Source organism: Blautia sp. HA8986 (assembly GCF_056504635.1).
This window is the reverse complement of sequence record NZ_JBWLUQ010000001.1, coordinates 2,490,036-2,501,377: the sequence shown is the minus strand read 5'-3', so window position 1 is coordinate 2,501,377 and position 11,342 is coordinate 2,490,036. Positions and strand designations below refer to the sequence as shown.

Genomic DNA, 11,342 nt, shown 5'->3' with positions numbered 1-11,342 from the left:
AAGAGGTTATGAACAGGATATAGATGCTTATTTTGCTGTAGGAAGGTGGGATTATAGTTGTATGAACATACAGATTTTTGGAACAAAGAAGAGTTTTGACAGTAAGAAAGCAGAACGTTATTTCAAGGAACGGGGAATTAAATATCAGTTTGTGGATATGAAGGAAAAAGGCCTGAGCAAAGGTGAATTTAACCGAATCAAGTAAGTCCCTGCTTCAATTGCGAGGAGCAATAAGCAGTGGGTGGGACTTACTTGTATCAGGAGGGGTACAAGCCCCTCCTGATAAACTGCGGAGCAGTTATTCGGTTATGAGCAAGTAGCGAAAGCGGATTGCGAATATCCGATTGACTTCTGTATGCCAGGCTGTGGGCGGTTATGAGAAACTGATCGATGAGAACTGCAAGGATAAAGATCTGCTGGCACTGATCAAATATATTGCAGAGGAAGACCGTGCAGAAAAAATTCTTGAAAATCAGAAAGTGCTGAAACTTCCCATCGTCAGAAACGGAAAACAGGCCACGGTGGGATATCAGCCGGATGTATGGAAAAACTGGAAGTAAGGAAAGAGAGGAAAAGAAAATGAGTAAAATCGTAAATATTACATCAAAAGAGGATAAAGAGCAGAAGCTGCAGGATATTGCAAATTCCCTGCAGGAATTGAAAGAAGTTATGGCAGAGGTGATCGAGGCCTACGAAGAAGAAAATGCAGATAACAGAAAAATGGATACACTGACAGAAGCACTGGATGCGTTGGAGGATGCTTACGATGCAGTTAGTGATGTGATGCTGGACGAGCTGTAAAGAAACAGAGAGAAGATATAAGCTGCAGAGCGGTTATCCGGTGTGCTTTGTGGTGTATGGAAGTAATAAGCTGGAAGAGCGTATGCAGCTACGGCTGGAAGTGATAAAAAGTTTGCGGAGGAAAGTTCCGGGACAGAATTTGCTGCCGCAGAAATCCTGCAAAGAGTGTCATGATGGAATGTCTGGTTGACCAATAGAAAAGATGTTGGAATGATTTTCAGGAGGTAAGAACATGGGAGCTTTGATCGAGACAGTAATGGGCGATATTACAAAGGTTACAGATGTTGAAGCGATTGTTAATGCTGCGAACAACAGTCTTCTTGGCGGAGGTGGTGTAGACGGCGCAATTCACCATGCAGCAGGACCGGAATTGCTGAAAGAGTGTGCAGGCCTGCATGGATGTAAAACAGGTCAGGCGAAGCTTACAGGGGCTTACAGGCTGCCATGTAAATACGTGATCCATACAGTGGGGCCAATCTGGCATGGAGGAGACAGTGGAGAACCGGAAGATTTGAGAAATGCCTATCATAATTCTCTACAGGTGGCATCAGATCATGGAATCCGCAGGATCGCATTTCCGTCCATATCCACAGGAGTATATCACTATCCTTTAGAAAAAGCAGCCCGTATTGCTGTAAAAACAGTAAAAGAATTCTGTGAAGCAAATCCCGGCCAGTTTGATGTTGTACGATTTGTTCTGTTCAATGAGAGAACGTTGAAAGCATATGAGGATGTTTTATCTGCCTGATGAAAGCTTGTCTGAATACAAATGAATGTCTTACTGAAAATGTTTTGCTGAAGTGGACAGGATGGAGGAACTTTAATAGTGAAATGTAAAGTGCTGAGGATAGAAGAAGATATCGATTTTGGCTGTGAAGAACGGCAGCCAGGGGCAGAACTTATGTCGGTAGTTCTTCTGGAAAATGAGGATGGACAGGAGATCAGTCTGCGGCACAACGACAGGCTGCTGTATGAGGGAGATATTAATGAAGGTGATACGGTCATGCTGGATGAGAACCGTGAATTAAAAAAAGTGTAATTGTAATATCTGACCGCTATGTGTTTCACGTGAAACATATGGCGGCTTTTATATACGCTTTTATAGTGAAAACGATTGCAAAAAAAGCTCAGTACACATTCTTGACAGTCACAGACAGAAAAAGTAAAGTATAACGTGAAAATAAAAGAAAGGAAATCCATCTGAGGTATGAAGAAAAAAGCATTTAAAGCAGCTTTGCCATACACTCTGCCTATTTGTGTGGGGTTTCTGTTTCTGGGCATGTCCTATGGTTTTATGATGCGAAGCAAGGGCTTTTCTTTTGTATATCCGTTGTGCATGAGCTTTTTTATTTACGCAGGATCTATGGAGTTTGTTACGGCGAATCTACTTTTATCAGCGTTTAATCCGGTATATGCGTTCTTTCTTACGTTAATGGTAAATGCGAGACATCTGTTCTATGGTATTTCCATGCTGGAAAAGTACAAAAATACAGGCTGGAAGAAGTTTTATCTTATCTTTGGCATGTGTGATGAGTCATTTACTGTTAACTGTACTGTAGACCCGCCGGAAGATGTGGACAGAGGCTGGTTTATGTTTTTTGTTAATGCACTGAATCAGTTTTACTGGGTGACTGGAGCGACAGCAGGGGCACTTCTGGGGTATGTGATCCATTTCAATACAACTGGTATTGAATTCGTTATGACTGCATTGTTTGTGGTTATGTTCATCAATCAATGGGAAGAAGCAAAGGATCATAAGTCGGCACTGGTAGGAGTGGCATGCTCGGTGATATGCCTGATGATTTTCGGAAGTGATAATTTTATACTTCCGGCTATGGCATCTATTATTCTGTGTTTTGTGGGAATGAAAAAACATGATGAGAATAAAAGAAAAGAGAGACTGGGAAAGGCTGAGAAGACGATATCATAGCAATAAAGCAGACTGCATGACGAAAGGAAATATAAAATGACAATAACACAACAGATTGTAACTATCGCAGTGGTCGTTCTGGGTACGATGACAACACGTTTTCTGCCGTTTCTTATCTTTCCGGAAGGAAAAGAACCGCCTGCAGTGATCACATATCTCGGCACTGTGTTGCCGTATGCAGTGATCGGACTGCTGGTAGTGTACTGTATGAAGGATGTTCCGGGAAGCGGCCATTATGGTGTTCCGGAGCTGATCACAATTGTATTTATTGCAATACTGCATAAGTGGAAGAGGAGTACGCTGCTTAGTATTGGGGGTGGAACTGTGCTGTATATGCTGCTTGTACAGATGGTATTTTAACCGAATCAAGTAAGTCCCCTGCTTCAATTGCGAGGAGCAATAAGCAGTGGGTGGGACTTACTTGTATCAGGAGGGGTACAAGCCCCTCCTGATAAACTGCGGAGCAGTTATTCGGTTATGAGCAAGTAGCGAAAGCGGATTGCGAATATCCGATTGACTCGAATCGAGGAAGTTTCTGTGAGACTGTGAAAGGTAATAATAATTTCTGGGAGCACTATAATAAGCAGTAGATGGAGACTTACCTTTATCAGGATAAGCAAGCAGTGGATGTGGATGATTTTATCGGATGCCTGACAGAAATCAATCAATAGTCTTTTGCCTGACTGTGAAAAACAGTCAGCAGAGGACTTTTTTTATGCGTTAAGTGCATTTCGGCATAAATTCTATGGGAAAACAATGATGTCCGTAATATACGCACAAATGTATTTCTTTCTTGCTGCAAAAATATTGAAATATAAGGGGTGAAATCTCAAAAATGGATGTATCTCGGGAGCTTATGGGAGTAATTCTTATAGTTTATAGTCCCTCTTTTATATATTCTCTCTATGAATCAGCCGGTTTTTCTGCCTTAATCTGTGATTGTCTGTTATGGAAATAACGAAAATGAGTATCTTTTGAGCTGATATTGAATGAAAAACAACAACATAATATGCGAAATTTTAAACAAAAATCAGCTAATACAAGACTTCCTAATGTAAATTAAAAAAGGATAGAAAGTGTGAATAAATTAACATGTATTTTTAAACAACATACTCAAGATATAACCATGACATATTGACAAAAATTAAAATAAATGATAATATGTGACCATAACAAAGAAAAACGACACAATATAAATATAACCATGAAACAAAATCAAAAAATGAAAGGGGTATTGTTAAAAATGGCTGAAATTAAAAAAATGGGTTACTGTGTAAACGGTGAGTGGAAAGAGTCCAAAGCAGAGAAATATATGGATGTAACAGATTCCAGTACAGGCGAGGTGATTGCACAGGTTCCCTGCTGTACACCAGATGAGGTGGAGGAGGCGATTGCATCTGCACAGGCTGCATATCCGGAATGGTCAGCACTTTCACTGGCTAAGAGACAGCAGTACATGTTTAAATGGAGAGATATCCTTTATGCACATAAAGAAGAGCTTTCCGTGCTTTGTGCGAAAGAACTCGGAAAGAATATTAAAGAAGCAAGAGGAGATGTTCAGAAAGCGATCGAGCCTACAGAAGAGGCCTGTGCACTTCCGACCATGATCCAGGGTGATGCTGCAATGCAGGTAACAACAGGCTATGATACAGCTACATATCGTAAACCACTTGGAGTAACTGCTGGTATTGTTCCGATGAACTTCCCTGCAATGATCCCCTGGGGCTGGATGGTTCCGCTTTCCATCGCATGCGGAAATACAGTCGTACTGAAAGCGAGCTCCCAGACACCGCTTACATCTATGAGAATCATGGAGCTCTTTTACAAAGAAGGTGGATTCCCGAAGGGAGTTGTAAACCTTGTAACCTGCAGCCGTGTAGAGGCCGATATCCTTCTTACAGATGAGAGGGTAAAAGCTGTCACATTCGTAGGAACAACAGGTGTTGGTAAACAGGTATATTCCAAAGCAGCAGCTCATGGTAAACGTGTTCAGGCTCAGTGTGAAGCTAAGAACCATGCACTTGTTCTTGAGGACTGTAACCTTGAGGCAACTGTAAATGCTATCATCAACTCTACATATGGATGTGCCGGTATGAGATGTATGGCTCTTCCGGTTGTATGCGTACAGGAGAGTATCGCAGACGAGTTCGTTGCACTTCTTAAGAAGAAAGCAGAAGCTATGAAACTTGGATGTGCTTACGATGAAGATACAGACCTTGGCCCGGTTGTAAACGCCGGACATAAAGAGAAAATCTGCAGCTGGATCCAGAAAGGTATTGATGAGGGTGCAGAGCTTGTTCTTGACGGACGTAATGTAGTAGTTCCGGGATATGAGAACGGATTCTTTGTAGGGCCGACAATCCTTGATCATGTAACATCGGAAATGACAGTAGGAAACCGAGAGATCTTCGGACCTGTTACATGTATCAAACGTGTGAAAGATTATGAAGAGGGAATCAGGGTCATGAATGCTAACCCGTTTGCAAATGGTTCCTGTATCTTTACACAGAGCGGATACTACAGCCGTAAATTTGCTATGGAAACAGACGGCGGTATGGTAGGAATCAACGTTGGTATTCCGGTTCCGACAGCATACTTCCCATTCTCCGGAAATAAAGATTCTTTCTTCGGTGATCTTCATGTTCTCGGAAGAGATGGATATCGTTTCTTCACAAGAGCAAAAACAGTTACAACTCACTGGTTCGACGAGGCTGCCGGAAAGAGAAAAGTCGGCACATGGGAAGGAAGTACTGAGGCATAATACAGACCTCGTGAATAAATCTATGTTAATACAGAGCGGATTATAAAGATCCGCTCACAAGATAAAATCCTCTGATGAAATAAGCATATTCAAAAATAATGCACCTGCTGAATTCTTGGCAGGTGCATTATTTTTTGATAAAAGCTGATCAGTCGATAGTCATAACCCGGATTCCGTGATCCTGACAGAAGCTGTCGTATTCTTCGGGCAGGGTCTGGTCTGTAACAATACCATCCAGTTTTTCCATTGGAGAGTAAGTCATAAGTGAGATCCGGCCGAATTTGGAATGGTCGGCAAGAAGGATCAGGCTGTTGGCATTCTCTGCAATGGCTTTCTTGGTGATGTATTCTTCTGCACTGGCATTGGTGAGACCGCTCTTTATAGTAACGCCTGTACAGGCCATAAATGCCATGGAAATGTTGTAAGTCTTCAGATAATCATTGATATCCGGGCCTGTGAAGGACAGAGTTTTACGATTCAGTCTTCCGGGAACGGAGATGATATCCAGGTTAGGATAAGATGCTGCTTTGTTGAAGATAAGAAGACTGTTTGTAAGGATGGTGCAATGTTTGTCTGCAATATAATCGACCAGGTTCAGGCAGGTTGTGCCGGTATCAATATAGATGGTGTCGTCTTCAGCCACAAGCTCTGCGGCGCGGCGGCAGATTTCTTTCTTTTCTTCAGGGAAACGGCCGCCCCGTTCTTCGTAGGACAGAAGAGGAAGTGTCTGAGGGGTCTCAAGTGCGGCAACACCGCCGTATACCTTCATAATACTGCCACGTTTCAGAAGGATATCGACATCTCTTCTGATGGTGTTTTTTGATACGTTGAATGTTTCACATAATGTATCAAGAGAAGCGTTCTTGTGTTCCAACACATATTCTTCGATCATATCAAGTCGCTGTGATTTCATAGAGGTCTGCCTTCTTTCTGTTGGTTAAGTCTTGGTTATATTTTATCATAAAAAAAGGTGGAGATAAAGTGCTTTTATGCGAACATACCAGTTTTTTTGACTGCGAAATGAAGAATCAGAAAATCAGTGACATATGTTACGAAAAAACGGCTTGACGAAAAATTTTTTTGAATGTAATATGAAAACGGTTTTCAAATTCAAATTTTAACCGAATCAAGTAAGTCCCCTGCTTCAATTGCGAGGAGCAATAAGCAGTGGGTGGGACTTACTTGTATCAGGAGGGGTACAAGCCCCTCCTGATAAACTGCGGAGCAGTTATTCGGTTATGAGCAAGTAGCGAAAGCGGATTGCGAATATCCGATTGACGATTGAGTGATTATAGTACTCCCGGAAATTACTGCATCAGGTTCAGCTGTGCAGAACATGAATTGTCGGAATTGCTATAGTTGAAAGAGAGTGGCAGATATATGGAAGAAAAAATTAAATACAGTACCAGGCAGCAGAAATTGATTCTGGAATGTCTGCAGGAGCATGGAGATATTTTTTATACGATTGATCAGTTTATGGATATTCTTCGCGGAAAGGATATCCATATAGGAAGGACGACGGTGTACAGGGGGCTTGAGCGGCTGCAGAAAGAAGGTGCGGTGCTGAAGGTTCCGTCTGTGGAAGGAGCAGCGGCTCAGTACCGTTTTGTCCGGGACGAAGAGCGGAAAAATTATGGAAAGCTTGTGTGCCTGGAATGCGGACATACGATTCCGCTGCAGTGCGGCTGTATTGATCATTTCGTTGGGCATGTGCTGGATGAGCATGGGTTTGAAATCGATCAGAGCCGGACGGTATTTTATGGATATTGTGATGGATGCCGGAGGAAGAGAAGATAATGAGTTCTAACAAAAATAAGATCGGGGCGGCAGCAGTTCTGGCAGCAACGATCCTTATCGTTGGCAGTGTGGTTGGATATGGACTGCACAGAGCCGGAACTGTGGGGAAGCCTTTTTCGGATGACGGGCAGATTAAGGTTATGGCGAGTTTTTATCCCATGTACGACTTCGCGCAGAAAGTTGGCGGAGATAAGGTTGAGGTGAAAGACATGGTTCCGGCGGGAACGGAGCCTCATGACTGGGAACCTGCAGCTACGGATATCCGTAATCTTGAGGATGCGGATGTTTTTGTATATAACGGTGCAGATCTGGAGCACTGGGCTGAGGATGTGCTGGCCACGCTGGAGAATCAGGATCTGATCGCAGCTGAGGCATCGGATGGTGTGGAACTTCTGGATGGTGAGGGGGATCATGCTCATGGAGATAACGGGAAAGATCCTCATGTCTGGCTGGATCCTCTGAGGGCAAAGCAGGAGATGAAAAATATTCGAGATGCTTTTTGCCAGGCAGATCCGGAGAACCGGGATTATTATGAAGCAAACTACGAGAAGTATGCGGGGGAGTTTGATGAATTGGATCAGGAATTCCGGGAAGGGCTGGCAGATATAAAGAGCAGGGATATCATTGTGGCTCATGAAGCTTTCGGGTATCTGTGTAATGCTTATGATCTGAAGCAGCTGGCCATTGAAGGTTTGACACCGGATTCGGAACCGGATCCTGCGAAGATGCAGGAAGTGATTGAATATGCGAAAGAGTTTGATATCCATACCATTTTCTTTGAGGAGCTGGCAAGCCCCAAGGTGGCGAAAACGGTGGCAAAGGAAGTGGATGCGGTTACGGCTGTGCTGAATCCTATTGAGGGATTAAGTGAGGAGGATATTCAGGACGGAGAGGATTATTTTTCTGTGATGAGAAAGAATCTGGCAGCATTGAAGATGGCGTTAAACTAAGGGATTGATGGTCATGGCTGAACAGCTGTGCTGCATGGCATGAAATAGAAAGCAGGTGAGATGATGGGAATTTCAATAGAGAATCTTTCGTTTCATTATACTGGGACGCCTGTGCTGGATCAGGTGAATCTGGAGGTGAAGGATGGCGATTATGCGATTCTTACCGGTGAGAACGGAAGTGGAAAAAGTACATTTCTGAAGCTTCTTCTTGGTGAGCTGAAAGCTCAGGAGGGAAGTATTAAAGTAAATGGAAAAGATATCTCCGCAACATTCGGAAAGGGAGATCTGGGATATGTTCCGCAAAACAGTATCAGCAGGAACCAGAATTTTCCGGCTACTGTGGAGGAGATTATGATGACGGGAATCTATTCCTCATCATGGAGGGCGCGTTTTCGGGCGAAAAAGGAGATCCCCCGGCTGAAAGCTGTTCTTGCGGAAATGGAGATGGAAGAATACTGGAAAAGGCGGATCGGTGAGCTTTCCGGCGGGCAGCAGCAGAGAGTCATGCTGGCACGTGCACTGGTGGGAAATCCGAAAATCCTGATCCTGGATGAGCCGACAACGGGAATGGATACAGTTTCTGTGAAAACACTTGCCCGGGTTTTGAAGAAGCGTAATGAAGAACAGGGGCTTACGATCCTTATGGTGACACATGGAAACTCCAGTGAATTTAAAGGAGCCAACCGTTTTTTCAGAGCAGAAGAAGGGAGAATTGACGAGGTATGAGTATTTTACAATATGGATTTATGCAGAGGGCTTTTCTCGTGGGAATCCTTCTGGCTGTGATCACTCCCTGTATCGGAATAACGATCGTACTGAAGAGAATGTCCATGATCGGAGATGCACTTTCCCATTCGTCCCTGGCAGGAGTGGTGCTGGGACTGATCCTTGGGATAAATCCTGTGGCTGGTGCTGTGGTAATGTGTATTGTTGCGGCACTTGGGATTGAAGCCATCCGGAAAAAAATCCCGCGGTATTCGGAGGTGGCGATCTCGATCGTTATGTCTGCCGGGATCGGACTGGCAGGTGTTTTGTCCGGATTCGTGGAAAACGGTGCCAGTCTGAACAGCTTCTTATTCGGAAGTATTGTGTCTATCAGTGAGGGAGAGCTTGCACTGGTAGTTGTGATCAGTGTACTGGTTCTGGCTGCGGTACTGTTTTTTTACAGGGAGCTTTTTTATATTGGGTTTGATGAGAATGCAGCAAGGATCTCAGGGGTTTCTGTGCGGAATATTAATTTTATGTTTACGATCCTGACTGCGTTGACTGTCTCTGTTGCATCCCGTACAGTGGGAACGCTGATCGTTTCTTCCATGCTGGTCGTGCCGGTGGCCTGCGGCATGCAGATGGCAAAAAGCTATAAGGGGACACTGATCTGTGCGGTTCTTGTAGCTGTCTGCACTACCATTGCGGGACTTTTTCTTTCCTATTATGCCGGGCTGAAGCCGGGTGGAATGATCGTACTTCTTGAGGTTGCATGGTTTGTAATTGTGATGTCCGTGAAAAGTTTTAACAAATAAAACACATTTTTCCCACAAAGTAAACACAATTGGATCATATACTTTGAAGCATCAAAAGGAAACAGAGAGAACTTTTTCCAGGGAGGGACTTAATCATGAACAATAACAGAAAATTAAAAATAAAGAAACTTGTTAAAAAAGGTGCAACCATCAGCCTGTGTGCAGTGCTTGCTGGTGGTATTGGTGTCGGAGCTTACGAGGGTATTAACTATTTCTCAGGTGCACAGTCTGTACAGGCAGCAACAGATAGCTCTGAGAAGCTTACACTTATGAAATCCGAGAAGAAAGCTGATGAAGAAACAGAAGATACCAGTGATACAAAAGCTTCTGATACAAAAGGCAGTCTGGATGTATCCGATGTTGCTGAGGAAGCAATGCCTTCCGTTGTAGCGATCACAACAAAATCTGTTCAGGAGGTTCAGAATTACTACAGCATGTTCGGCTCTCAGTATGCACCGAGCCAGGAGCAGGAAGTAGAGGGAAGTGGTTCCGGTATTATCATCGGAAAAACAAAATCCGAGCTTCTGATCGCAACAAACTATCATGTAGTTGACGGAGCAGATACATTATCTGTTGCTTTTGCAGACGGCAGTGCTTATGAGGCAACTGTAAAAGGATTTGATGAAAATGAGGATCTGGCAGTTGTATCTGTTGATACAAAAGACGTTTCTGATGATACAATGGATGCTATTTCCGTTGCAAAGATCGGAAGCTCTGATGATCTGAAGATCGGTGAGCAGATTGTTGCCATTGGTAATGCACTTGGCTATGGACAGTCTGTTACTACAGGTATTGTCAGTGCAAAGAACCGTAAGATCGATTCTTCAGGTCAGGTTGAGTCGGATGATTCTTCTGATAACAGCAGCAGCCTGAATAAGGGCGTTAACCTGATCCAGACAGATGCGGCTATCAATCCTGGTAACAGTGGCGGTGCGCTTCTGAATATGGATGGTGAGGTTGTTGGTATTAACTCTTCCAAGCTTGCTTCTACTGAGGTTGAGGGTATGGGTTATGCCATTGCGATTTCTGATGTTGCAGATTCTCTTGAGAATATGATGAATGCGAAAGCCAGAGATAAGGTTGATAATCATGGTATTCTTGGAATCACAGGCAGTACAGTCAGTGATGAGGCTGTTCAGATCTATGGTATCCCGCAGGGTGTATTTGTTTCAAAGGTAACTGAGGATGGTCCTGCTGATGATGCTGGTATTACCAAGAATATGGTTATCACAGAGTTTGATGGTAAGACGATCACAAGTATTGATCAGTTGGTTGAACTGCTTCAGTATTATGAGCCGAAGGAAAAAATTGATGTGACAGTTGCTGTTCAGGATGGCAATGAGTATAAAGAGAAGACTTTTACTGTGAAGCTTGGTAAGGATGACAGTTCCGATAAGGATAGTAAGGACAGCTCTGAGGAGAGTGCGGCACAGGATAGTCAGGATTCCCAGGATGCGGATATCCAGGGTGGACAGGATGGTTCTAAGCAGGATGATGCAGATGTGTTTGCTGATGATGGTGAGGCCAGTATGTTCAGGGATTTTGAGCAGAATGGATTGTATGACTAACTGTATATAATGAGA

At 43.6% G+C, this 11,342-nt stretch carries 12 protein-coding genes and 2 pseudogenes; 13 read left to right on the top strand and 1 reads right to left on the bottom strand.

The annotated features are described in order from the left end of the window. Positions 1–61: 61 nt before the first annotated feature. The 8 genes and pseudogenes from AC04Q4_RS11590 to AC04Q4_RS11555 all read left to right on the top strand — a co-directional run. Positions 62–199, top strand: a pseudogene (locus tag AC04Q4_RS11590) (arsenate reductase family protein); the annotation flags it as partial. Positions 200–350: 151 nt separating this feature from the next. Beyond that, positions 351–560, top strand: a pseudogene (locus AC04Q4_RS11585) (arsenate reductase family protein); the annotation flags it as partial. Positions 561–579: 19 nt separating this feature from the next. Continuing rightward, positions 580–801 carry a hypothetical protein gene (locus tag AC04Q4_RS11580; RefSeq protein WP_173738199.1) on the top strand — a complete coding sequence of 74 codons (222 nt, stop codon included), beginning with the start codon at positions 580–582 and terminating at the stop codon, positions 799–801. A gap of 232 nt (positions 802–1,033) precedes the next feature. After that, positions 1,034–1,549, top strand: a complete 516-nt coding sequence (locus AC04Q4_RS11575) for an O-acetyl-ADP-ribose deacetylase (protein ID WP_173738198.1) — start codon at positions 1,034–1,036, stop codon at positions 1,547–1,549. 78 nt (positions 1,550–1,627) lie between these two features. Next, positions 1,628–1,840: a hypothetical protein gene (locus tag AC04Q4_RS11570; RefSeq protein WP_173738197.1), complete on the top strand. Its 213-nt coding sequence runs from the start codon at positions 1,628–1,630 to the stop codon at positions 1,838–1,840. Positions 1,841–2,008: 168 nt separating this feature from the next. Then, positions 2,009–2,731, top strand: coding sequence for an AzlC family ABC transporter permease (locus tag AC04Q4_RS11565; RefSeq protein ID WP_173738196.1), 723 nt, complete (start codon positions 2,009–2,011; stop codon positions 2,729–2,731). A 36-nt stretch (positions 2,732–2,767) separates the two neighbouring features. Continuing rightward, entirely contained in the window at positions 2,768–3,091 is a 324-nt protein-coding gene (locus AC04Q4_RS11560) for a branched-chain amino acid transporter permease (RefSeq protein ID WP_173738195.1), read from the top strand. Positions 3,092–3,974: 883 nt separating this feature from the next. Next, entirely contained in the window at positions 3,975–5,492 is a 1,518-nt protein-coding gene (locus AC04Q4_RS11555) for a CoA-acylating methylmalonate-semialdehyde dehydrogenase (RefSeq protein WP_173738194.1), read from the top strand. Between the two features lie 148 nt (positions 5,493–5,640). On the opposite strand, the gene AC04Q4_RS11550 is transcribed toward AC04Q4_RS11555, so the two are convergent. Continuing rightward, the gene (locus tag AC04Q4_RS11550) at positions 5,641–6,405 is read right to left on the bottom strand and encodes a DeoR/GlpR family DNA-binding transcription regulator (protein ID WP_173738193.1); all 765 of its coding nucleotides are present in this window, start codon (positions 6,403–6,405) and stop codon (positions 5,641–5,643) included. A 467-nt stretch (positions 6,406–6,872) separates the two neighbouring features. On the opposite strand from AC04Q4_RS11550, the gene AC04Q4_RS11545 reads away from it, so the two are divergent. The 5 genes from AC04Q4_RS11545 (at position 6,873) to AC04Q4_RS11525 (ending at position 11,327) form a co-directional block, all read left to right on the top strand. Further along, positions 6,873–7,289 (top strand): Fur family transcriptional regulator, encoded by a 417-nt coding sequence (locus AC04Q4_RS11545; RefSeq protein WP_173738192.1) that lies wholly within the window; start codon positions 6,873–6,875, stop codon positions 7,287–7,289. Continuing rightward, complete coding sequence (locus AC04Q4_RS11540) at positions 7,289–8,239, top strand: metal ABC transporter substrate-binding protein (protein WP_173738191.1); 951 nt, start codon at positions 7,289–7,291, stop codon at positions 8,237–8,239. The genes AC04Q4_RS11545 and AC04Q4_RS11540 overlap by 1 nt, the downstream gene beginning before the upstream one ends. Before the next feature lie 63 nt (positions 8,240–8,302). Beyond that, positions 8,303–8,965, top strand: coding sequence for a metal ABC transporter ATP-binding protein (locus tag AC04Q4_RS11535; protein ID WP_243251562.1), 663 nt, complete (start codon positions 8,303–8,305; stop codon positions 8,963–8,965). After that, entirely contained in the window at positions 8,962–9,759 is a 798-nt protein-coding gene (locus tag AC04Q4_RS11530; RefSeq protein ID WP_173738190.1) for a metal ABC transporter permease, read from the top strand. The genes AC04Q4_RS11535 and AC04Q4_RS11530 overlap by 4 nt, the downstream gene beginning before the upstream one ends. A gap of 95 nt (positions 9,760–9,854) precedes the next feature. Next, positions 9,855–11,327 carry a S1C family serine protease gene (locus AC04Q4_RS11525; protein WP_173738189.1) on the top strand — a complete coding sequence of 491 codons (1,473 nt, stop codon included), beginning with the start codon at positions 9,855–9,857 and terminating at the stop codon, positions 11,325–11,327. The last annotated feature ends 15 nt before the right edge of the window (positions 11,328–11,342 follow it).

What these genes read in the sequence shown, in the direction of transcription:
- AC04Q4_RS11580 (WP_173738199.1), top strand. Translation starts at nt 580, where the DNA reads ATGAGTAAAATCGTAAATATTACATCAAAAGAGGATAAAGAGCAGAAG.
- AC04Q4_RS11575 (WP_173738198.1), top strand. Translation starts at nt 1,034, where the DNA reads ATGGGAGCTTTGATCGAGACAGTAATGGGCGATATTACAAAGGTTACA.
- AC04Q4_RS11565 (WP_173738196.1), top strand. Translation starts at nt 2,009, where the DNA reads ATGAAGAAAAAAGCATTTAAAGCAGCTTTGCCATACACTCTGCCTATT.
- AC04Q4_RS11560 (WP_173738195.1), top strand. Translation starts at nt 2,768, where the DNA reads ATGACAATAACACAACAGATTGTAACTATCGCAGTGGTCGTTCTGGGT.
- AC04Q4_RS11555 (WP_173738194.1), top strand. Translation starts at nt 3,975, where the DNA reads ATGGCTGAAATTAAAAAAATGGGTTACTGTGTAAACGGTGAGTGGAAA.
- AC04Q4_RS11550 (WP_173738193.1), bottom strand. Translation starts at nt 6,405, where the DNA reads ATGAAATCACAGCGACTTGATATGATCGAAGAATATGTGTTGGAACAC.
- AC04Q4_RS11545 (WP_173738192.1), top strand. Translation starts at nt 6,873, where the DNA reads ATGGAAGAAAAAATTAAATACAGTACCAGGCAGCAGAAATTGATTCTG.
- AC04Q4_RS11540 (WP_173738191.1), top strand. Translation starts at nt 7,289, where the DNA reads ATGAGTTCTAACAAAAATAAGATCGGGGCGGCAGCAGTTCTGGCAGCA.
- AC04Q4_RS11535 (WP_243251562.1), top strand. Translation starts at nt 8,303, where the DNA reads ATGGGAATTTCAATAGAGAATCTTTCGTTTCATTATACTGGGACGCCT.
- AC04Q4_RS11530 (WP_173738190.1), top strand. Translation starts at nt 8,962, where the DNA reads ATGAGTATTTTACAATATGGATTTATGCAGAGGGCTTTTCTCGTGGGA.
- AC04Q4_RS11525 (WP_173738189.1), top strand. Translation starts at nt 9,855, where the DNA reads ATGAACAATAACAGAAAATTAAAAATAAAGAAACTTGTTAAAAAAGGT.